The sequence below is a fragment of the Nocardioides sp. Root140 genome (assembly GCF_001426745.1).
Taxonomy (GTDB): domain Bacteria; phylum Actinomycetota; class Actinomycetes; order Propionibacteriales; family Nocardioidaceae; genus Nocardioides.
Genome location: NZ_LMFI01000014.1, coordinates 38484 through 60093 on the forward strand (window position 1 = coordinate 38484; position 21610 = coordinate 60093).

The following is a 21610-nucleotide window of genomic DNA, read 5'->3' on the forward strand; positions in this document are numbered from 1 at the left end:
CCGACCATAGTGGAGAGCGCTGCGGCCGGCTTGCGAATGGGGGCGATTCTCGCGTAGTTGCGCTGAGTGACGGTCAGCGCTCGAGGCGAACGCCCTCGAAGTAGCCCGAGTGTCCCTTCACCATCCTCGACTTGTCGCGGTCCTTGATGTTGGAGAACTTGCTGGCGAAGCCGTGGCGACCGACAGCTCGCTGACCGGCTTCAGCTGCTAGGTAGAGAAACTTGAGCACGTTGTCGTTCTTGGACCAGTAGTTGTAGACGGTGCCGTCCACGGATTCGCTGAGACTCCGCCATTCACCTTTGCGACCGATGGCGGCTCCCAACAGGTGCATCTCCGCGATTCGCTTGGGTCCCGCTTCTTTGCCCATCGCCCGCGCCGCAGTCGCCATCACACGAGCCCCAAGGCTGTGGCCGACCAGGATGTAAGGCCCCTCCTCCGTGCGCGCCAGCAAGGCCGCCAGCGCGGCACCCGTCATTCCCGCTCGTGTCCTGGCAACACTCCATGGGTTCTTGGCAAAACCCATCGCGGCCAATGCAACACCGAGCGGAGCGAAACCGGCGCTCCTGCTGGCCCTTCTTGCGAACCCCGTGGCGACGTATTGCGCGTACTCCTGGGCCACGGCCGGGCCTGCGAACAGGCCCAACGCTTTGAGCTCCTTCGACCCCCAGAGCACGCGATAGACGGGATTCTTGGGGAAGCGCTCGTCAATCAGGCCGCGCCAGGTGCCCCAGTCGTCTCCACCTTCGGTCATGAACCCGCTCGCGATGACCACCGGGTGTCCGACACCGTCGCGCAACTTCACGATCTTGAAGGACTTGTCGGCGCTGACGTACGCCGTGGCCGTCACGCCACCCATCACACCACCCAACGCCGTACCCGTGGCCGTCACGACGGCCGTGCCGCCCGCCATCCCGAGTCCGCCACTCGCAATGGAGCCGAAGCCCAACGTCGCGAGACCGCTGCTGGTGGCGGCTGCTCCGCTCAGGCCACTGGCTGCACCCACAGCACCGCCCACCGCTGGTGCTGCTGCGAGGGCCGCTGGCCCTGCGACTGCTCCCCCGACCAGTGTCAGGGCAGCAACCTTCGTGATGCGAGCCGCATTGCGCTTCTCGAAGGTGAGCCAGTCCGCATAATCGTCCAGGGAGGCCATGCCGTCCGTGAGCTTCTCGAACGACGGAATGTCGTGACGGTGCTCGGCGCAGTACCTGGGTCCGGTCACTGAACCGCTCCCCCGGTTCGCGTGGTTCTTGCACCTCGGAGCCGCACACGGGATCGTCGGGGCACCACAGTTGTCGCACAAGTACGTCGTGATTCGGGTGCCCTTTACGCGCCGATGGTCGGTCTTCATGAAACATCCGGAACACCACGCCGTGCTCGTCTTTCCGGTCTGCGTCACCGCGAGCTCTGCGACTGACTCGGCGATACGCGAGTGGTCCTTCGCTGCCTTCCGATGGCTCTTCCGCTTCTCTTCTGACCGAAGGCGACGGACCTGTGCCTCGTGAGAGCCGTGGGCCCAGAGGTTCTGGAACACCGTGGGGTTGTTCCGCAAGACATCGTCCCCGTCGACCTCGGCAGGGTCGGGAGACTGGTACAGACCCTCGAGGGTCATTTGCGTTCCACTGTTGGTTCGAACCGTCACCGAGAACCCATTGCGCCCCTTGGGCACGTACGTCACCGTCGCCATGCCGGCAGCCTATGGAACTGCCTGAGCGCTGGGGCGGAAACTCGGTAATCACGCTCTTGAATCTCCGAGCCAGTAAATTGCCCTGCCCGAGCGCTTTGCTCGATGCCGAACCGGATGGCCGGCAGCTGATCTATGGGTCGTAGTTAGGCGCCGCCGTGATGATGCCCATGAGTGCCGCCTTGGACGCCGTCAATAGTCGGGCTAGCGGGGTAGACCAGCCGTCCATCGACGCATCGCCGTCTCGTCGTCATACTCTCCCGATGCAGCACCAAAGGCGAGCAGGGCGTCGGCGAGCCCGCGCCACTCGTCACCAGCCCCGTTGACCTGTCTGAACAGATCACGCGCCTTGGCCACCAATTCATCATCGTCAGGATGAAGGCCCCTAAACCGCTGATCCAACAGCCATGAGGAATCACTTGAAGCGTGCGCCGCGACTGCGTCCAGGTAGATCTCAAGTGTGCGGGAGCGAGATGCAACGTCCGAGCCTCGCATTCGCTGCCAGGTCAACTGCCCCCGCCACAACTGCTCGCGCACTTCATCATGGTCAATGTCGAGCACCGTGCCCACTCCACCCGTGAGCCCATGGTTCTTCCTGAAGACATCGACCTCTACGGCGAGGCGAATCACGTTGTCGTCCGTGAGAGACGCCCCCACGAAGAGCACATGCCGAGTCATCAGCAACGTCTGTAGCAACGCCCCGGCGGGCCGCGTCATCGCATCGAATGTCACGAACTGCTGTCTGGTCAGAACGATGCTGCGGGGCGTCTCGACATCTCCATGCAACTTCAGTATCCATGGCTTAGTCGCTCGAGGGTTGCTCCAAGGCAGGACAGATGCAACATTGCCTCGGCCCCGTTGCATCCGAATGGCACTTTCGTAGAGGCGGTCGTAATTGGTCGTCACTGCCTCCTTACACCCGAGCGCTGCCAACAACGCGTGGCCGAGCGCCGGCACCCTCGCGGACCTGACCACCTCTGCGACCTGCGTTCCCAAGTCATCGACGTTGTTGTGCAAATACTGGGCTTGATCAAGCGCCGTGAGATTCTCGAACAACCTCCCTGTTGTCGTCCCGTTCTTCTCAGCAAGTTGGGAAATCAGGCCGCCCCAAGTTGGCAGCCCTGCCGGTATGCTCACGCCCGCCCCAAGGAAGAGGGCAAGCTGGCCATCCTTGGCCAGACCACCGATTCGCTGCGCGCTCTTCAACTGCCGGGCGGCGAGGGGCCAAGAGTTCGAACGCCTCCGGAGGTGCTGCGCCGCGGCGTAGACAGAGGCGTCTGGAGTGACCACGACGACATCCAGGTTCAATTCAGTGGCCGCCAGACTCAGCCCGGCGAGCAACTGGCTCACGACCTCACCTCGGTGGAGATTCAACCCACCACCGGCAATGCCCATGACAGGAACGGCGACGAGTGGCTTCGCCCGGCCACGGCCTGGCACGTGATCAAGAGCGGCGATCTCGTGTAACGCCGCCACAGCACGCTCGACGATCCTCGCTGCGCCGGCGGTTGACCGGTCTCCTACGTTGACGAACCAAATGTCATTCCGACCGTTGGCCATGGCGAAGCCCTTGCCCGGCCATGCTGCGGGCTTCCACCGTTCGGGCGTCGCTCCCAACAGCGGTTTCCAGTATCCACGGATGCTGAACTTGCTGGACGTGGGAACTAGTGCGAAGTCGTGGACGATCGCCTCAATTCGTCCCAGAACGACGAAGACATGTCCCGATTCAGCCCAACTCGAGGGATCTCTCCCGGTGTCGCTCACGTGTCAATTCTTCCGATCCGTCTGGTTTTGGGCCTCGACCTCTGCTTCGAGGTCCCTGACTGACTCGGCGAGCGTCCCGTCTGGGTTGCGCACCGTGGTGGTCTCGGTGGAGAACGGGCTGACCCGGAAGCCACGCAATCCAGGATCGCCGGGTTCTGCACTCAGCACCACGAGCCCTTCGCCGTACCTCTCATTCAGCTCCCCAGCGAGGGCGTCATACCGGCGCTCATCGCTCCGAAGTTCACTGACCATGTCAGCTGAGAAGATGCTGTCGAGGCACCCTCGCAGCCCGAGTCCATCCTCGTAAGCTTGGGCATCCTCAACGGGGACATCCACCAGGTGCGCGTAGTCGACCGCCAGCCACGGCATCCGCCACGATTTCTCGACATACCCACGCAGCAACGAGCTGCGGACCTTGTCCGGCAGGTTGTCGATGTTCATCGTGTCCTCCTCGAGTTGGCTCCAGCATCGTCGTAGAGACTCAGCCGGCGCAGGGAATCGACCAGAAACCTCTTCGGCCGGGCTCCGGGCAGCACGGCCGTCACGGCAGCCAACGCATTGTCCAGGTCGTATCCGTCAAGTACGGCGACCCATGCCGCGACGGTCGGCGTACGGCTCTGCCCGGCCACGCAGTGCAGGAGCACCCGCTTGCCCTCGTCACGCAACATGAGCACCGTCCGAGCCGAGTCGTCGATCACGAAGTCGACGTTCGGGTTCTCCTCGGACGTGGTGTCGAGGAGGCGTACGGCGTGGCTCACCAGGCCTTCCGGCAACTGGGTGGCGCCGATTCGGCAAAGACTGACCACCGCATCAATCTCGTCGGGCAGTTCGTCGAGGGCGAGGGCGTTGCCGATCCAGATGCCGTCCACCAACGGATGCGCGACACACGTCGACCGGTCCGCGTAGGAGCTGTAGTCCATCCGGTCGAGGTTCGGCCAGCCGCGGGCGCGGCCACCTTGCACGATGCGCATGGCCAGCCGCATCAGCTCCGGGGCACCAGCCCCGTCGACGCCCCACCCGTGCAGCAGGCCCGACCACTCCTGCGGGATCGCGCTTGCGCCCCAGCGTGCACCGAGCAATCCTCCGGCGATCGCGGCCACGGTGTCGGTGTCGTTTCCGATCCCGATGGCTGTCGCCAGCGCGTCCTGCAGGTGTCGGCAGGCGAGGTCGTCCGCGACCGCCGTGTGGGTGATAGCCGACCATGCTGCCTGCAGGCCACCGACCACCCAGCCGTTCGTGACGAACGTGCCGGGCTCGGACGTCTCCGCTTCCCCGAGAACGTCGGCCCAGTAGCTGGCGTTCGGGAGGTGCGGCAATACGTCGTCGGCGATAGGGAACTCTCCCGTCAGGACGGCGTGACGAATCATCAGGCACCACAGCGCCGCGCCCTCGCCCGCGAGCGGGTCGTGATGGGTCAATGCCGAGACCGCCATCGCAGCCGCGACCAGCTCGGCCTCGGGCTTGCCGAGGTAGGCAAGGGCCACCGGCGCCGTACGCATCAACGAACCGTTGCCGGCCGACTTGCCGGTCTGCTCGTGAACGGCTCGCGCGGCCGCGGACATCTGCTCAGCAGTTGCTTCGCGGCCGGCCCGGCGCAGCACGGCCGAGGTCTGGATCCCCACGTCTGGCGGTCCCTCGGCAAACCACCGGGCAAAGCCAGCGGCGACCAGGTCGAGGCCATCGGTGGAGGCAAGGTCGACGCCGGTCGCTGCCGCCTGTGCGATCGCCATCGCCTGCGCCGTGTCGTCGGTCCACTCCCCCGGAGCAAAGTTGCCCAGGCCACCGCCGATCATCGCCGGCCAGCCGCCGTACGCCGCGGACCCGAACTCGTAGCCCGCCCCGAGCGCGTCACCGACCGCCGACCCGAGCAGCACGCCACACGCCCGGTCCAACTGCACACTCGTCAGCTTCATGTCACTCCCCATCGTCAGGCCACCAACATCGGGTGGCGGAGGTTGGTCATGCGGGTGTGCACGTCGCGGTCGTGCCAGCGGAGCGCGGTCACACTCACCTTGTCATCGAGCGCCACGGCCTCGTCGCCGATTCCGGCCGATCCGTTGTCGCGCAGCTCGAGCGCTTCGATGCGTTCGAGGAACCGGCGGGCCCGTCGTCCGGGCGTCAACACCGCCGGGGCCACCTGGGCGTCGAGGGCAGCGGCCTCGAGGATCGAGCGCCACTGCCCATGCAGCACCATCGACGACTCGAACACCTCGGCCACACACGGCTGCCCACCGATGGCGAGCAGCACGCCGCACTGCCCCTCGAGTGGCTTTACGTCACTCCAGTCGACCCGGCGGGCGTCAGCCACGTCGAGGCGACGTACGAATGAACTGGTCGGGTTGTGGTGACCGTGCGTGCGTTCCGCCACCCGGCTCCAGACCTCGCCTTGGACGTCGTGCCCCGCCGGTCGGCGTACTGACTCGCGAATGTATGGCGTGGCGCGGCGGCCGCGGGTGCTCTGCTGCGACGCTCCGCCCCAGCGGCCTTGCTCGACGCAGGCAACCGGGAGCGGGATGCGCTGGTGGACACCCACCATCATCGACCTGGTCGCCATGCGGTGCTGAAGGCCGCCCTCAAAGAGCAGGCCCTCCATCACCAGCGCCGGCCGATCGCCGACGTTGCCGATCATGAGCTGCGAGACGACCGGGTTGTCGGCTTCCGCGACGTGGAGCTTGGTCGCGTCGAACGTGTATCGCGGCCTGGCCGACGTGGTCGACCAGATCGGAAGGATGGTTAAAGCTCCGCGGGTCATCCCCCGACCGAGGTGCAAGTGTTGGTTCATGGTTCCCCCTTTTTCATGCATCGTTGCTTGATATTCAAACTCTACCACGAGTTTCCCGCAATTGCGCCGTTTATTGTTAGGGTCGCTTCGTGAGCACTCCCCTGAGCAGCCATCCCCGACCCAACGTGGCCGTCGACGTGGCGATCCTCGCCGTCCAGCCCGACACCGAAAGTCAGCGCGCAGGCCTGCGAGTCCTCGTGCAGAAGCGCACCCGCTCTCCCCGCGGCTGGGTGCTGCCCGGCCGCTTCGTCCGTGAGCGCGAAACGGTCGAGCAGACCATCGCGGCGCTGTTCGAGGAGAAGGCAGGCATCACCCCGACGCACTTCGAACCGCGACTGCTGACCGTGGTCGACGACCCAACGCGCGACGCGCGGGCGTGGACCATCTCGATCGTGAAGTCGGTGGGGCTGCCTTGGGACGAAGCCGTGCAGGCACACGGAGAGTGGCTGGCCGTCGATGACTCCGGCGCGGTCGCCCGTCCACTGCTCTTCGACCACGACGAAATCCTCCGTCTGGCGGTGCACGACCTTCGCGATCGCTACGAAACATCCCCCGACCCGGCACACCTCCTGCTGGAGTCGTTCACGATGCAGGCACTGCACCAGCTCCACGAGGGTGTACTCAACGCTGAGCTGCGGTGGGACACGTTCAAGCGCCGCATGGAGCCCCAACTCGTGTTGACCTCTCCCCCGCCGGATGCACCGCGGTCGGTCGGCCGTCCGCCGAAGTACTACTCGCGTCGACCGGATCGCACCACCAGCTCCGACGCCCGGTGGCGACTGCCCGGCGAGGGTGGCGGCGTACCGCGTCCGGGTTCGTCCACCCAGTGATGGAGCAGACCCCGGCAGCCGCTGCCCCGGCCGGCTCCATCACTCGGGCGGCAGCTCACTGACCACGATCACTGCACCGGGGGTTGAACCGTGCCGCTTGGTCGCGGTGATGCGAGTGACCCGGACGTCGTCCGCCTCCTTGCGCAGCCCGGTCCCCTTTCGTGCGCCGAGCGGTCCGTCGAGCGCGTCGATCGTGGCCTTGACCAGGTTGTCGAGATCGGCTTCATTGCCATCCCTCTGATGGGTCGAGTCAAGAGTGAAACCAAGATCGATAGCAACCGGTGATTGCTCCGGTAGTGCACAGCCCGCGAACGCTGCCCGGACAGCGTCCTGCCAAGCCCACTGCCGCGCCCCGCCTGCGCCTTTCGGGAGACCGATGACGTGGCGGCTGAAGCTCGCCAGCGTCTTGCTCACGGGCGTCACGGCATCCGTGACGGCGGGCTCCGGCACCACTGCTCCTGCTACCCGCGGCACCGGACGTTGACTCGCATGACTGGGAGCTGGTGGCGCCACGATGTAGCCCAGCTCGTGACTTCCGTAGAGGTGGAGGGCATCGGGTTGTTCGTGCCACAGCCACGCCAAGTGGGCACAGAGGATGGCGTCGAGCTCGTCCTCGATCAGATCCAGATCCACGTGTCGTGTGCTGCCCGCCACGGCCTCCCGCAACTCGGGCCATCGCATTCCCGACCCCAGTGCCAGTGGCGCGATTGCCTCAAGGTGATCCATCAAAACCGCGAACTGCTCGCGTCGCGACTCCGGTGTGCGGCCACTGCCTGACTTGTAGGGAAGCACAGTTCCCAGCCGGAAGAGCCCCACCATCGCGGGATGCGGGTAGACCTCGATGCATGCCGGGGCACTCACACGTCCGTGCTCCGCCGGGTCCGTCGTCCAGCCGAAGCGGTCTGCCAGTTCAAGCGCCCGGGGCGGGTTGAACATGGACCTGGAACGGCTCGAGGAGTGCGGCGATGCGCCGTACGCACCAAAAGCCTTGGCAACGAGGTTCTCCCCCACGCGCTGCCCTGTCTCGTTCGGCACGATCAACGGCGCATCCACCGCAGCCACGACTACCTGAGGTGCGTTGGCTGCGATCCAGGCCGCGATCTCGTCGTCGCTGCGGACACTAGCTGATGCAATCAGGCGCCCGGCGTCGTCGACCGCGGCCAAGCCTGTGCGGTTGGCAGATTTCCAGGCGAGGTCAATGCCGACGAAGTGGCCCAGCTGGTTGGAATCCATGACACGTGACACTAGCGAGGAGGATGCGTCGGAGGGACAACTCACGGATCCATGCGTGGTCGCACTCGGACCGTCGTACGCCTGCCCACCCTCTTCACCGAAACCCACGTTGGAGGGATCCGGCGGCACGGCACGTGCTCTCCCGCAAGCAGATCGGCAAGGTCTTGTTCGGAGACAAGGTGCACGTGTGGGGCGCGTTCCTGCCGGCTCAGGTAGACCTGTTCCAAAGCGTCGGTACCGCCGACGCGGTCGTTCTGTGTCTGGTGGCTGCGGTAGTCACCAAGGATCACCAGATCCGTCAGCAGACTGAACTCGGGATGCATCGTCGCTCCGTGAGCGGTCAGTAGCCGCTTGAGCTCACGACGAACGACGTGGACACCGTCGAGATGCACCCACCCCGTGGGTACGACACGCAGCCCCGAAATTGACGACAACCCACTGCACGCCATGACTTCCTCCTCGCGTCCCCTGCCCCAGTTGGTTCAGTCATCCGAGTCTGCGACCGGTGGTCGAAACAGGCAATCCCTCAGGTTGACAGGGCCTCCAGGGTGTCGAGGATCTTGTGGGTCGAGGCAGCCTCCACCCGCACAGGGCGTTGACCAAGCCCTCCGCCGTTCTTGATGTTCCAGTTCTGAGCTGCGCTCCCGCCGTCTAGGGCACCGGATTGGGAACCATAGGGCTCAAGTGCGCCATCTGGGCCACGACACGGATCGCGACGTGCTGGCGTGCGAGAACGGCCCGCTCGATCACTGGTGGTCACGCGAGGAAACTGAACCGCACGTCTCGCTCGGGGTTGTCGACGTTGAGGTCGACCAGACAGATGCTCTGCCACGTCCCGAGCGCCAACTGTCCGCCCAGCACCGGCACCGTGGCGTATGGCGGGATCAGCGCCGGCATCACGTGCGAGCGCCCATGGCCGCGGCTGCCGTGCCGGTGCTTCCACCGGTCGTCGGGAGGGAGCAGGTCGGCCATTGCGGCCAGCAGGTCGTCGTCACTGCCGGCACCGGTCTCGAGGATCGCCAACCCTGCCGTGGCATGCGGCACGAACAGGTTCAGCAGTCCGTCACCGCGCCCAGCGACGAAGTCGGCGCAGTCGCGGGTCAGGTCGAGGACGACCTCACGGTCGCCGGTGACGTAGGTCCGGGGCTGGGTGTGCATGTCTTGATGGTTGCAGAAGTGGTCTCGACGGGCGCCCTCGTTCCTCGGGCTGCTCGACCACCAAGGGGAGGTCGCTGCTCGACCACCGAAGAAAGCCCGCTGCTCGATCGCCGGGGCCGATGACTTCCGCGCCTACGGCTGGTCTGTTCCGGTGTCATCAGACCACTCAAGGAGGAGTGATGGGGAAGGTTGCCTGGGGATTCACCTGCTCGATCGACGGGTTCATCGCGGGGCCGGGCCACGACATGTCCTGGCTGTCCGCCTCCGAGCCCCATGCGGAGGGCACCACCCAGGCGATGGCCTCGAAGGTGGGCGTCATCATCGCCGGCCGTGAGGGGTACGACGCGGCGAAGTCGCAGGCCGACGAACGTGACGAGATGACCTCCGAGGCGTACGGCGGGGCGTGGTCCGGCACCGAGTTCATTCTCACCCACCGACCGGAGGAACTCGCGGACGACCCGTCCGTCATCGCACTCAACTGCTCCGTCACCGAGGCGATCGCACGTGCCCAGGAGCTCGCCGGCGACAGGGACGTCCAGATCATCAGCGCCGACATCGCCCGGCAGGCGCTCGAGCACGATCTCATCGACGAGCTGCAGGTCTATGTCGCGCCCGTCTTCCTCGGCGACGGGGTCAGGATCTTCGACGTTCCCGGCGGACGTCGCGTCGACTGGGAGCTCGTGGAGATCGACGAAGCGAACCGGCGCAGCTTCGGTCGGACCTACCGACCCAAGCGGTGATCCGACCTCGAGGCGCCACGAAAAGTGCGTGACTTGGGTTGGGGCGGCCTGCAAGAGTTGGGGTCATGAGCGACGCCGCGAGCATCGACGTGACCTCACTGCCCGCCCGGTACGACGACGTCCGGGCCCACACCGAAAGACTCGCGGCTCCACTATCGCCCGAGGACCAGACCGTCCAGTCGATGCCCGACACGTCGCCGACCAAGTGGCACCGGGCCCACGTCACCTGGTTCTTCGAAACCTTCGTGCTTGCCGACAACGAGCCGCGCTTCGCGCCGTACCAGGACACCTACTGGTTCCTCTTCAACAGCTACTACGAAGCCGTCGGTCCGCGCTGGTCCAGGCCGATGCGCGGCGTGATCAGCCGGCCCGGTGCCCATGACGTCGGCCTCTATCGCGGCAACGTCGACGACCGCATGCGCGACCTGATGGCCACCCTCGACGAGGGCACGCTGACCAAGCTGGCGCCGACGATCGAGCTCGGCTTCCACCACGAGCAGCAGCACCAGGAGCTGTTGTTGATGGACATCAAGCACGTCCTCTCGCTCAACCCGCTCGATCCGTCGTACGCCGGCAAGCCGAGCAGCGGCGGCATGTCGGGCACCCTCGAGTGGCGCGACTTCGACGGCGGGCTGGTCGAGATCGGTCACGAGACGGGCCTGGACGGAGGCTTCTGCTTCGACAACGAGCTCCCCCGCCATCAGCAGTGGCTCGAGCCCTACCGCCTCGCCGACCGGCTCGTCACCAACGGCGAGTGGCTGGCCTTCATGGCCGACGGTGGCTACCGCCGGCCCGAGCTGTGGCTCAGCGACGGCTGGGGTCGGGTGCAGTCCGAGGAGTGGGCGGCTCCGGCGTACTGGTCCGAGCGCGACGGCGTGTGGTTCGAGCACACGCTCACCGGCACCCGGCCGGTCGACGCCGAGCTGCCGGCCTGCCACGTGAGCCACTACGAGGCCGATGCCTACGCGACCTGGGCCGGCAAGCGGCTGCCCACCGAGGCGGAGTGGGAGCACGCCGCCCGGCTGCAGGAGCTGGCCGGTGCCGACAAAACTGCCAACCTCGCCGACACCGAGTCGTGGCATCCCCGTGCCGCAGGCGGACCGGTCGACGGGCTGCGCCAGCTCTTCGGCGACTGCTGGGAGTGGACCTCGTCGGCGTACCTGCCCTTCCCCGGCTTCCACCCCACGGCCGGCGCCCTCGGCGAATACAACGGCAAGTTCATGTCCGGCCAGATGGTGCTGCGCGGCGGCTGCGCACTGACGCCACCCGGTCACGCGCGGGCGTCGTACCGCAACTTCTTCCCACCAGGTGCACGCTGGCCGCTGACCGGCGTACGCCTCGCCGACGGCGGCGCGCCGCGGGAGCCGCGACGGTGACCTGGACCAGCACGGTGGCCTGTCGGCACCGCGGCGCCCTCGGTCATGCCCAGACCGTCGCGACCTGGGCCGCGCACCCGGACTGTGAGGGAGTCGCCCAGCTCGACGGCTGGCAGGTGGGCGTCGACGCGGCCACGGCCGACGAGCGTACGGCGGTCATCGATGCGTTGGCGCCCATACGCAAGGCAGGACTTCCACTGTCCAGCGCACTGGTGCGCCTGGTCACCCGCAACGACGTGCCGCCCTGCTCGGTGCTGCTCGCCGACGGCGAGCAACTGGCCGCGGTCGCCTGGGGCCGGGGGCTGGCACTGCTCGAGCTGGGTAACTGGGAGTACGCCGTGGGCTCGCCGGCCGACGACGACCAGGCTTGGTCGCCCTTGTCGGTCGGCACCGTCGTCGACCTCGACCAGTGCGGCCCCACCCGCTTCACACTCCCCTGTCCGCATGCGAACACCTGAGGAGGCACCGTGACCCTCGACGAGCTGCTCACCCCGGCCGACCTGCGCGCCGCGCTCGAGGCCGACGCCCGCACCGGCCTGACCGCGACGCCGAAGTGGCTGCCGCCGAAGTACTTCTACGACGACCGCGGCAGCCGGCTCTTCGAGGAGATCACCCGGCTCCCGGAGTACTACCCGACCCGCACCGAGCACGCGATCCTGGTCGAGCACGCCGAAGAGATCGCCTCGGTGGCTGATGCGGAGGCGCTCCTCGAGCTGGGCTCGGGGTCGAGCGAGAAGACCCGGATGCTGCTCGACGCGATGGCGCGCGGCGGACGGTTGTCGGCGTACGTGCCGGTCGACGTGAGCGCCGGCGCCCTGAACGACGCGATGGCCGGGCTGCGCCGCGACTACCCCGATCTGGTGCTGCACGGCGCCGTCGCCGACTTCGATCACCACCTCGACCAGCTGCCCGCCCCCGGACGCCGTCTGGTCGCCCTGCTCGGCGGGACCCTCGGCAACTACCCGCCCGGTCAGCGCCAGACCTTCCTCTCGTCACTCGCCGCGGCGATGCGCCCGGGCGAGGCCTTCCTGCTCGGGGTCGACCTGGTCAAGGACGCCGACCGGCTGGTGGCGGCGTACGACGACTCGGCGGGCGTGACCGCGGAGTTCAACCGCAACGTGATCGCCGTGCTCAACCGCGAGCTCGATGGCGACCTGGACCCGGACGACTTCGAGCACGTCGCGCTGTGGGACACGCAGAACGAGTGGATCGAGATGCGCCTGCGGGCGCGTCGTCCGATCGTCGCGCAGCTCGCGGCGCTCGACCTGAAGGTGACCTTCGACGCCGGGGAAGAGATCCGCACCGAGATCTCGGCGAAGTTCCGCCGGTCGCTGCTCGAGCCCGAGCTCGCCGCCGCGGGACTGCACCCCGAGCGATGGTGGAGCGATCCTGCCGGCGACTTCGCCTTGGTGCTTGCTCGTCGCTGAGATTGCTGCTGGGCTCGGGCAGGGCCTCATCGATCAGTTGTCCTCGAATCACGAGTCCGGACGCGAGCGCGCCGACACCCTTCGTGCCCGCAGGACTTCGGCGACGACGATCCCTGACGACACCACGATCAAGGTGAGGACCGACCAGGCCAGGCCCTCCAGCCCGGCGAGGTCGCACTCTCCGTCGAAGCCGGGATCGCTGCACTGGGTTGCCTCGAAGTGCGCGGCCCCCATCATGAATGCCAGACAGATCGCGAGCACGAGTCCCGTCGCATAGGCCGACACGCGCACCCATGGCGACACCTGCGTCGTCACCTGCGGGGCGGGCGATCGGCCGTCGCGCATCGGATCAGAGCGCCCGACCTCGAAGGTCGGGGTGAGCATCCACAGGGCGACGAGACCGAGCGCCACTTCGAACAGGAACAGCTCGCCCTCGGTGCCGTGCCAGATGAATCGGAACCCTTCGAGGGTGAAGGTGAGTACGACGAGGGCCCCATCGATGACGGCCAGGGCCGCACCGAACGTACGACGCGACGCGGTGTGCCTGCAGGCCACCCGGAGTGCGACGACGGCGAGGACCGCGGCCACTGCGCCCAGCGGCATGATCCACCGCTCGGAGCCGGACTCGGCCACGTCGTCGAACTGGACGAACCCGCCCAGGGCCAGCACAGCCAGGCTGGCGACCAACATCGCGACCGGCAGCACGGTCGACCTGCGCAGCTCACCCATCGCCGCTCCCCCGCCATTTCGCAGACCGGCACGCGCCCAGGTCTGCGGCAAGTGTGAGGCTTGCGCCGAGTCGCCGTACGGGCTTCGGTGAAATCCGCCGCCGGCCCACGGACGACTGTCGGTGCCTCCGGCCAGAATGTTCTGCAGAAGACCTGTGAATTGGGGCTTGTGCCTCTTTTCGAGCAGGCATACACTGATCTCAAGCTCGATCGAATACACCGACACTGACCGGTCGGGCCCGACTTCTCTCAGAGGAGTCCCCGGACTCTCCGGGACCTGTGTGCCGGGCTCCGCTCGCTTCATCGAGCTGGCAGCGCTTCTCCCTTCTGGAGTACGCCGATCGCGGCGGGGACTCGAAGGCATCCGTTGAACTGTCGACCCCTCCCCTGGGGTCTGCCGGTCGAGAGGAGCCGAGGCAATGACCAGCACGCCGTTCCACGCCGACGACGCTCGGCTCGACACCGACGGGCTGCGCGACCTCGTCGAACGGATCGCCCGCACCAAGCCCCCGGCCACGGACGCTGAGCTGATCAACCAGATCGACGCACTCGAGCGCACGAAGTCGGCGGCTGCAGCCCTGCAGGCCACTCTCACCGCCGAGCTCGCCAAGGCGCGCACGACCAAGACGGGCCGACCCTCGGCGTCGGTGCCCAACGAGGTCGCCGCGGCCCGCCGCGAGTCGCCCCATGTCGGCCAGCGCCTGACCAAGCTGGGGCTCGCACTCGCCCACGACCTGCCCTGCACCCACCTGGCCCTGGCCTGCGGCGACCTCAACGAGCGCCGCGCGATGATCATCGCCGAAGAGACCGCCCACCTGACCCGCGAAGACCGGTTGAAGGCCGACGCCGAGATCACGCTCGATCTCGAGGGCAAGGGCGACAAGGCGCTGACCATGGACATCCGCCGCATCGTCCTGAGGCTCGACGAGAGCGCAGCCCTGAAGCGCCGCGCCAAGGCCTGGGGCAATCGCCGCGTCGTCGGTCGCGACCTGGGCGACGGCACCGCCCGCGTCACCGCGATCGTCGCGGACACGATGCTCCCGGCCATCATGGGCTCCCTCGACAAGGCCGCCGGCTCCGTTCGCGCGGCAGGCGACGAGCGCACGTGCTCGCAGATCACCGCCGATCTCGCAGCCGCCCGACTGGCCGGCTTGGAGTCCGACACCAAGCAGCCACCGGTCGCGGTCCAGCTCCTGGTCTCGGCCGAGACCCTGCTCGGTGGCGACAGCACGCCCGGGCACCTGCCCGGCCACGGACCCGTCCCGGCCTCCGTCGCGCGCCAGATGGTGGCCGCGTCCGATGAGCAGCGCTCAACCCTGCGGCGCGTGTTCGCGATGCCCGACGGGTCGTTGATGTCGCTCGAGTCCGCCCAACGGCTCTTCCCACCCGACCTGCGCGACTTCATCAGGCTGCGCGACGACATCTGCCGCAATCCATACTGCAATGCGCCCGTGCGCCACATCGACCATGCCGTCCCGGTCTCCCGAGGTGGCGAGACGAGCGTCGACAACGGTCAAGGGCTGTGCGAGTGGTGCAACTACACCAAGGAGCAGCCCGGTTGGGAGCATCAACCGGGGCCACCCGACCGACCACACGAGGTCACCGTCACCACCCCCACCGGCCATCGACACGTCAGTCGAGAGCCCGGAGCCCCCATGCCACCACCGCGGGCCGCCTGAACGTGGAGTGGGCTACTCGCACCCGACTCCGTCACCGTCGCGGTCGAGGTGCGAGCCGTAGCCGGGATCTCCCCTGCGCACCGGTGCCGCACCAGCGGCCCGAGCCGCGTCACAGTTCTTGAAGTAGGTGCTCGTGAAGCTCTTCACCGCTGGCAACACGCCGGGGTCGGTGATGTCGTGGTCGACGCGGGTGGATGCCGCCCAACGGTCCTCCGGCAGCGCTTGGTCAGGGCAGGTCGCGAGGATCCTGGCCACCGCGGCCTTCTCGGGCGCGGTCACCCACAACCGGTACTTCGTCTTCACCGCGACCTGCCGGGCGACGTACTCGCACCGGAACGGCTTGTTCGGCGGCAGCCAGGTCGCGGCGTCGCCGTCACCCTTCTGCCGGTTGGCACCCGCGTCGGCCGGCAGCAGGTTGAGCGGGTCGTTGGCGAAGGCCGCGCGCTTCTTGATGTCCCACCGGAAGGCGCCGGTGGCCCACGAGTTGCCGAGGGCGACCACGTGGTCGATGTCGATCAGGGTGCCGTCGCCGTGTCGGTAGTCGATGGTGGTGCCGGTGTAGGGGTCGTCGTACTCGCCGGTGGCGACCACGCACCCGTTGGACTCCCGGACGACGGCCGCGAGCTGCTCGGCGAGCACGTCGTTCCGGGTGTCGCAGCCGTTTCGATCGGCGTCGAGCCACGCCTGTCCGTACCGCGCCCTGTCGTAGCCGGTCATCGGCGCCCGCCCCTTCACGGCGAGCAGGGCCAGAGCAGCGACGGCCGTGTCGTTGGTCGAGGTCCGTTCAGCGTCCGTGGCCGTGACCGTGTCTGCCGACGACGACTCACTCATCGCGGGCTCGGCCGGGGTGGCCAGCGTGCTGGGGTCAGGACCTTCGGCGCCGCTGGGTGCACACGCCGACAGCAGGAGGGCAGCGACGAGCACTCCCCCTACACACCGCACGTGACTCCCCCTCGGTTCGACCCCACGCCCAAGGATGCCCGCCGTACGTCCGCGCCGCTGTCGAATCGACCCAAAACCCGGCGGCAGGGGCCGGATTCTGCGAGCATTCGGCTCACTCGGCGAAGAACGTGGAAGGGGGAGCCGGTGAGCCTTCACAGCAGCCTGATCGCGCAGGGCAGGTGGTACTACACCGTCACCGTCGCGACCGCTGGGATCGGAGCCTGGATCCCCTTCGTGCATGCATCGTCACGACTGAACGAGCCCGGGCTGCGCCGCAATGCCGTGGCGTACGGCGCGGGCGCACTCGTGCTCCTGGGCCTGAGCGCGGTGACCCCGACCGACGCCAACGGCGACCCGCAGGGCACCTTCGGCGGAGTCCTCTCCACCGTGATGGCCATGCTGGCGATCGTGATGATCGTGATGGCCTGCCTGCAGCTGCGGGCACCGCGACAAGCCGTCTACCCTGCCCCCTACCACCCACACCAGGGCTTCGTGGATCCGGCGGTGGGCAACGCCCTGGCGGCGCGCAACCGCCGCGATGAGGCGCGCCGGCTGGTCGCCTCCGACCCGTCGCTGGCCCGGGAGCTGATGATCGGTCGCCCCGACTACAAGCGGACCTACCACGACGGCGGACTGATCGACCTGAACAACGCTCCCCGGGGAACCCTTGCCTCGTTCCTCGGCATCACCGACGAGGCCGCCGGACGCATCGTCGCCCAGCGCGAGCTGCTGTCGCGTGGATTCTCCAGCATCGAGGAGGCAATCGTCTTCAGCGACCAGACCGGAGCCGACGCCGACATCCTGCGCGACCGAGGCGTGCTGCTCCCTCGTTGATGCCGGCCCGCGTAACATGCGCGGAATGGGGCGCAGCAGACGGCTTGGGGCAACGCAGACAGCAGTTCCGAGCCAGCGGGAGGAGCAGAAGGCGCTCACCCGGGCCCGGCTCATCGACGCGGCCGTCGCGGTCTTCCTCGCCAAGGGGTACGCCGCCACGACCATCGATGACATCGTCACGAAGGCTGGCGTCTCCCGGGCGACGTTCTACCTGCACTTCGCCTCGAAGCTGGATCTGGTCGACGCGATCAGGGAGCCCATCCTGCAGGACACCAGCGAGCTGTGGGAGTTGCTTCCGGGCGCCGTGGCCCGCGGCCGGACCGGGATGTCGGACTGGTTGGACGTGGCGCTGGACCACTGGGAGACCTTCGCCCCGGCGTTCTCGGCCATCCAGCAGGCCGATCAGATCGAGGCGAACCTTCCCGCAGATCTCGCGACGCTTCGAGGCGATGCCGTGCGCAGCATCGTCCAAGGGCTCGGGTCCCGGTCACGCCTGAGCGAGGACGAACAGCAGGTGCGAGCCCGGGCGGCGTGGGGGCTGCTCCACGACCTATTCGACCACTATGCGGCCGAGGGGTGGGCGCACGGGCGAGCGACCGTGCACGAGGCCCTTCTCGATGCCTGGGTCGCCCTGCTGACCTGAGCGAGCCAGTTGGCTAGGTGGCGCGTCGGATCGACGCCACGTGGAGGGTGACCCGGGTCACGTTGCGCCGCGAGGCTGGGACCCATGACCTACAACTTCGACATCGAGCTGCAGCCCTGGGTCTCGATGCTCCCCACCCTGGACGTCTCGGACCCGGTCGCCGCGCGGGCGATGCTCGTGCAGATGAGTGCCAGCATCCCGCCGTTCGAGGCTCCCGAGGGGATCACCATCACGAGCGGAGAGGCTCCCGGCCCCGACGGGGAGCCCGACGTGCCGGTGTTGATCTTCTCCCCCAACGACCAGGAGACGGACCGGCCGGTGGTGGTCTACGCGCACGGCGGCGGCTTCGTCACCGGCAGCGCCGACGGCGACCTTGCCCTTCCTGCGCAGATGGCAGCGGAGGCGGGCGCGGTCGTGATTTCGGTCAACTACCGGCTGGCTCCCGAGACTCCGTTCCCCGGTCCGGTGGAGGACTGCTACGCCGTCCTGCTCTGGGTGGAGAAGAACAGCGAGTCCCTGGGCATCGACCCCGCGCGGATCGCCGTCGCCGGCGTAAGCGCCGGTGCCTGCTTCGCGGCCGCGATGACCCTGATGGCACGGGACCGCAACGGTCCGGAGATCTGCTTCCAGATGCTCGACATCCCGGTCCTCGACGACCGCTGCAGCACGCCGTCGATGCTCGCCTACCCGGACGCCCCCATCTGGACCGTGAAGAGCGCTCGCGACAGCTGGCGGCAGTACCTCGGCCCCGACGCCAGCGGTGACGTTCCGGCGTACGCCGCCCCCGCCCGGGCGCACGACCTGACTGGCCTGCCGCCGGCGTACGTCGTGGTCGCGGAGTACGACCCGTTGCGCGATGAGGGCATCGACTACGCACGACGGCTCCTGGGAGCCGGCGTGCCCACCGAGCTCCACCTGTTCCCGGGGACCTTCCACGGCTCGGGTGGCGCGATTCCGGCCGCCGCCGTCTCGCAGCGGATGCGTGCCGAGGCACTGACCGCTCTCAAGAAAGGCCTTCAGTCGTGAATGAACTCGTCACCGGGCACTACAAGGTGGTCGTGATCGGAGCTGGCTTCGGCGGGATGTATGCCCTGCACCGGCTGCGCAGCGAGGGCACCCAGACGATCTGCTTCGAGGCCGGCGGTGGCGTCGGCGGCACCTGGTACTGGAACCGCTACCCGGGTGCCCGCGTCGACATCGAGAGCATGCAGTACTCCTACAGCTTCGACGAGGAGCTCCAGCAGGAGTGGAGCTGGCCCGAGAACTTCTCCGCCCAGCCCGACATCGAGAGGTACGCCAACCACGTGGCCGACCGCTTCGGTCTGCGGGAGGACATCGTCTTCGACGCCCGGGTCAACTCGATGCGGTTCGACGAAGAGGCAAACATCTGGCACCTGACCACCGAGCGCGGTGACGAGGTGACGGCGCACTACGTGATCTCCGCGACGGGCAGCCTCGACGCCACCAACGTCCCTGGCTTCCCGGGACTGGACTCGTTCGAGGGCGACTGGCACCACACGTCGCAGTGGCCGAAGGAGGGCGTGTCGTTCGACGGCCTGCGGGTCGGCGTGATCGGCACCGGCTCCTCCGGGGTCCAGGCCATCCCCGAGATCGCCAAGACGGCCAGCCACCTCCACGTCTTCCAGCGGACCCCGGCGTTCACGATGCCCAACAACAACCAGCCGCTGGATCCGGACTACGAGCGCGAGTGGAAGGACACCTACGCGGAACGGCGCGAGGCGATGCGCACCGACCAGGGGCTCAGCATGTTTCCTCCGAAGTACGGCGCCATCCTCGACATGGAGCCCGCTGTCCGCGAGGCGATCATGGAGGACCTGTACGCGTCCCGATCGGGGTTCAACCTGCTCGTGGCGTTCAACGACACCATGGTGAACGCGGAGGCGAACGAGCTCCTGGCGGAGTTCATGCGCAACAAGATCCGCTCGATCGTCACCGACCCCGTGGTCGCCGAGAAGCTCTGCCCACGCTACGCGATCGGCACCAAGCGGGTGTGCCTCGACAGCGGCTACCACGCGACGTACAACCGCGAGAACGTGACGCTCGTCGACGTACGCGAGTCGCCGATCGAGGAGATCACCCCGCGTGGCGTCCGCACCGCAGACGGCGAGTACGAGCTAGACATCCTCGTCCTGGCGACGGGTTTCGACGCGGTGAGTGGCTCGCTGACCCGGCTCAACGTCACCGGCGTCGACGGCCTGGACCTGCGCGACAAGTGGAAGGACGGGGCGACCAACTACCTCGGCATGTTCGTCGCCGGATTCCCGAACCTCTTCATGATCCACGGCCCCGGCAGCCCCGGCGTCCTGGCACAGATGATCGCCGGGGCCGAGTGGCAGGTGCAGTACGTGCTCGACGTCATCCACGACCTGGACACGCGAGGCGTCCAGCGGATCGACACCACCGCGGAGTGGGAGAACAAGTGGGACGCCGAGGTGCAGACCGCCGCGTCGTACACGCTGTTCGGCGACACCGACTCCTGGTACAAGGGCGCCAACATCGAGGGGAAGCCGAAGTCCTTCATGGTGTACGTCGGCGGGTACGACAACTACTCACGCCGTTGCCGGGAGCAGGTCGAAGCCGACTACGAGGGATTCGTCCTCAGTCCCTGATGGGACACCCCTTGCGAACTCAGTAGACACGGTGTCTACTGGGCACCCTGGACTCGTGAGAGAGCGCGGTGCCCGTATGCAAGGGTTGTTGCTGAGGTTTTCGTCCCTGGACGCCAGGGCCGAGAACGCCATGCGTGTGGTGGGCTTCTTCGACGCCCTGATCGAGCAACGCTCTGACATCCAGACCGTGCTCTCCCAGGCCGGCCGGTTCGCCGAGGGCTCGGTCGGGATCGCCGAGCCCGGCGAACGCTGCCCCGAGCACGCCTCGACCCGCCTGCTCGTCACCGGGCACACGGTGTGGATCTCGCGCAGCCCGCAGGAGGCCTTTCCCCTCGACGACGTGCTGCTCGAGAGGTTCGGCCTGGCCTGCATCGCGGCGCTGGGCAACCCGGGGGCGTCCACCCTGCGCATGGACGACCCCGCGCTCCTCGAGCTGATCCTCGGGCGAGTGGCCTCGAGCGCCGACCGCTCCCGTGCGATCCAGCTCCTCGGGATCACCCCCTCGACCCCGGTCACGATGCTGGCGGTGCACGGCGACCGCGCGGCCGCGGCGCACGTCGTCGCGCACCTGCCGACCCATGCCTGGCGTCGGATCGCCCAGCTGGACGGCATCACGGCGATCGCGACCGCGGCTCCGCCGGAGCGCGACGCGGCGGTGCCTCCGGGGACCCACGTGGGCGTGAGCCGTCCGTTCCGGGCGACCGAGGTGCAGGAAGCCTGGCAGGGCGCGATCAACGCGCTGCGCTACGCGTCGGACGGACCCGCGAGTCGCAACCTGATGTTCCAGGCGGACCTCGGGCCCTACGAGCTCCTCGCCGCCAAGCTCCGCCCCGAGGACGTCGCAGGCGTGGCCGACGTCCAGGCGCTGGAGCGGCTGGGCAAGACCTCGTCCGGCCAGGACGTCCTGCGCACGGTGGAGGTGCTGCTGTGCGTCGGCTCGTTGCGCGAAGCGGCTCGACAGCTGCACATCCACCACAACTCCGTCGCGACGCGGGTCGCCCGCGCCGAGGCCGAGCTGGGCTACTCGATCACGACTGCCCCGGGGTTGACCCGGGTGACTCTCGCCCTCGTGCTGCACCGGCTCGGGCAGAACGACTACCTCGCGCACTGAAGACTGCTTCCAATTCGGCGATTCGCGGACGAAGTCGGCATCCGACCTCTAG

At 67.7% G+C, this 21610-nt stretch carries 21 protein-coding genes; 12 read left to right on the forward strand and 9 right to left on the reverse strand.

Going from position 1 to position 21610, the window contains the following annotated elements; translation table 11 throughout:
- Positions 1–73: 73 nt before the first annotated feature.
- The 5 genes from ASD30_RS22400 to ASD30_RS22420 all read right to left on the reverse strand — a co-directional run bounded on the left by ASD30_RS22400 (position 74) and on the right by ASD30_RS22420 (position 6227).
- Entirely contained in the window at positions 74–1219 is a 1146-nt protein-coding gene (locus ASD30_RS22400; RefSeq protein WP_162251037.1) for a DUF726 domain-containing protein, read from the reverse strand.
- Positions 1220–1885: 666 nt separating this feature from the next.
- Positions 1886–3445, reverse strand: a complete 1560-nt coding sequence (locus tag ASD30_RS22405; RefSeq protein ID WP_156393756.1) for an SIR2 family NAD-dependent protein deacylase — start codon at positions 3443–3445, stop codon at positions 1886–1888.
- Positions 3446–3448: 3 nt separating this feature from the next.
- A complete protein-coding gene (locus ASD30_RS22410) occupies positions 3449–3886 on the reverse strand; it encodes a hypothetical protein (protein ID WP_056687447.1) in 438 nt (145 codons plus the stop codon).
- Positions 3883–5358 carry an ADP-ribosylglycohydrolase family protein gene (locus ASD30_RS22415; protein WP_056687736.1) on the reverse strand — a complete coding sequence of 492 codons (1476 nt, stop codon included), beginning with the start codon at positions 5356–5358 and terminating at the stop codon, positions 3883–3885. The genes ASD30_RS22410 and ASD30_RS22415 overlap by 4 nt, the downstream gene beginning before the upstream one ends.
- 14 nt (positions 5359–5372) lie before the next feature.
- Positions 5373–6227, reverse strand: a complete 855-nt coding sequence (locus ASD30_RS22420; protein WP_056687449.1) for an ARPP-1 family domain-containing protein — start codon at positions 6225–6227, stop codon at positions 5373–5375.
- Between the two features lie 89 nt (positions 6228–6316).
- Here ASD30_RS22420 and ASD30_RS22425 point away from each other — a divergent pair, with 89 nt between their 5' ends.
- Positions 6317–7057, forward strand: a complete 741-nt coding sequence (locus ASD30_RS22425) for an NrtR DNA-binding winged helix domain-containing protein (RefSeq protein WP_156393757.1) — start codon at positions 6317–6319, stop codon at positions 7055–7057.
- 39 nt (positions 7058–7096) lie between these two features.
- Here the strand turns inward: ASD30_RS22425 and ASD30_RS22430 are convergent, their stop codons facing one another.
- Positions 7097–8290 (reverse strand): DUF429 domain-containing protein, encoded by a 1194-nt coding sequence (locus ASD30_RS22430; protein ID WP_056687455.1) that lies wholly within the window; start codon positions 8288–8290, stop codon positions 7097–7099.
- Positions 8291–8424: 134 nt separating this feature from the next.
- Here ASD30_RS22430 and ASD30_RS22435 point away from each other — a divergent pair, with 134 nt between their 5' ends.
- The gene (locus ASD30_RS22435; RefSeq protein ID WP_056687456.1) at positions 8425–8637 is read left to right on the forward strand and encodes a hypothetical protein; all 213 of its coding nucleotides are present in this window, start codon (positions 8425–8427) and stop codon (positions 8635–8637) included.
- Positions 8638–9046: 409 nt separating this feature from the next.
- On the opposite strand, the gene ASD30_RS22440 is transcribed toward ASD30_RS22435, so the two are convergent.
- Positions 9047–9448, reverse strand: a complete 402-nt coding sequence (locus ASD30_RS22440) for a YjbQ family protein (protein WP_056687461.1) — start codon at positions 9446–9448, stop codon at positions 9047–9049.
- Between the two features lie 179 nt (positions 9449–9627).
- Between ASD30_RS22440 and ASD30_RS22445 the strand changes: the two genes are divergently transcribed.
- The 4 genes from ASD30_RS22445 (at position 9628) to egtD (ending at position 12991) form a co-directional block, all read left to right on the forward strand.
- On the forward strand, positions 9628–10188 hold the full coding sequence (locus ASD30_RS22445) for a dihydrofolate reductase family protein (RefSeq protein ID WP_056687462.1): 561 nt from the start codon (positions 9628–9630) through the stop codon (positions 10186–10188).
- A gap of 65 nt (positions 10189–10253) precedes the next feature.
- Complete coding sequence (egtB, locus tag ASD30_RS22450; RefSeq protein ID WP_056687464.1) at positions 10254–11564, forward strand: ergothioneine biosynthesis protein EgtB; 1311 nt, start codon at positions 10254–10256, stop codon at positions 11562–11564.
- On the forward strand, positions 11561–12022 hold the full coding sequence (locus ASD30_RS22455) for a hypothetical protein (RefSeq protein WP_056687465.1): 462 nt from the start codon (positions 11561–11563) through the stop codon (positions 12020–12022). The genes egtB and ASD30_RS22455 overlap by 4 nt, the downstream gene beginning before the upstream one ends.
- A 9-nt stretch (positions 12023–12031) precedes the next feature.
- Entirely contained in the window at positions 12032–12991 is a 960-nt protein-coding gene (gene egtD / locus ASD30_RS22460; protein ID WP_056687467.1) for an L-histidine N(alpha)-methyltransferase, read from the forward strand.
- 48 nt (positions 12992–13039) lie between these two features.
- Here the strand turns inward: egtD and ASD30_RS22465 are convergent, their stop codons facing one another.
- On the reverse strand, positions 13040–13720 hold the full coding sequence (locus ASD30_RS22465; protein WP_056687469.1) for a hypothetical protein: 681 nt from the start codon (positions 13718–13720) through the stop codon (positions 13040–13042).
- A gap of 418 nt (positions 13721–14138) precedes the next feature.
- Between ASD30_RS22465 and ASD30_RS22470 the strand changes: the two genes are divergently transcribed.
- Positions 14139–15398: an HNH endonuclease gene (locus ASD30_RS22470; RefSeq protein ID WP_056687471.1), complete on the forward strand. Its 1260-nt coding sequence runs from the start codon at positions 14139–14141 to the stop codon at positions 15396–15398.
- A 12-nt stretch (positions 15399–15410) separates the two neighbouring features.
- Here the strand turns inward: ASD30_RS22470 and ASD30_RS22475 are convergent, their stop codons facing one another.
- The gene (locus ASD30_RS22475) at positions 15411–16322 is read right to left on the reverse strand and encodes an excalibur calcium-binding domain-containing protein (protein WP_235532661.1); all 912 of its coding nucleotides are present in this window, start codon (positions 16320–16322) and stop codon (positions 15411–15413) included.
- 162 nt (positions 16323–16484) lie between these two features.
- Between ASD30_RS22475 and ASD30_RS22480 the strand changes: the two genes are divergently transcribed.
- From ASD30_RS22480 to ASD30_RS22500, 5 genes are all read left to right on the forward strand, one after another.
- Positions 16485–17174 carry a hypothetical protein gene (locus ASD30_RS22480; RefSeq protein WP_056687476.1) on the forward strand — a complete coding sequence of 230 codons (690 nt, stop codon included), beginning with the start codon at positions 16485–16487 and terminating at the stop codon, positions 17172–17174.
- A 25-nt stretch (positions 17175–17199) separates the two neighbouring features.
- A complete protein-coding gene (locus ASD30_RS22485) occupies positions 17200–17817 on the forward strand; it encodes a TetR/AcrR family transcriptional regulator (RefSeq protein ID WP_056687478.1) in 618 nt (205 codons plus the stop codon).
- Between the two features lie 84 nt (positions 17818–17901).
- Positions 17902–18843 carry an alpha/beta hydrolase gene (locus ASD30_RS22490; RefSeq protein ID WP_056687480.1) on the forward strand — a complete coding sequence of 314 codons (942 nt, stop codon included), beginning with the start codon at positions 17902–17904 and terminating at the stop codon, positions 18841–18843.
- A complete protein-coding gene (locus tag ASD30_RS22495) occupies positions 18840–20447 on the forward strand; it encodes a flavin-containing monooxygenase (protein WP_200951225.1) in 1608 nt (535 codons plus the stop codon). The genes ASD30_RS22490 and ASD30_RS22495 overlap by 4 nt, the downstream gene beginning before the upstream one ends.
- An 88-nt stretch (positions 20448–20535) precedes the next feature.
- The gene (locus ASD30_RS22500; protein ID WP_156393758.1) at positions 20536–21558 is read left to right on the forward strand and encodes a PucR family transcriptional regulator; all 1023 of its coding nucleotides are present in this window, start codon (positions 20536–20538) and stop codon (positions 21556–21558) included.
- Positions 21559–21610: the final 52 nt, after the last annotated feature.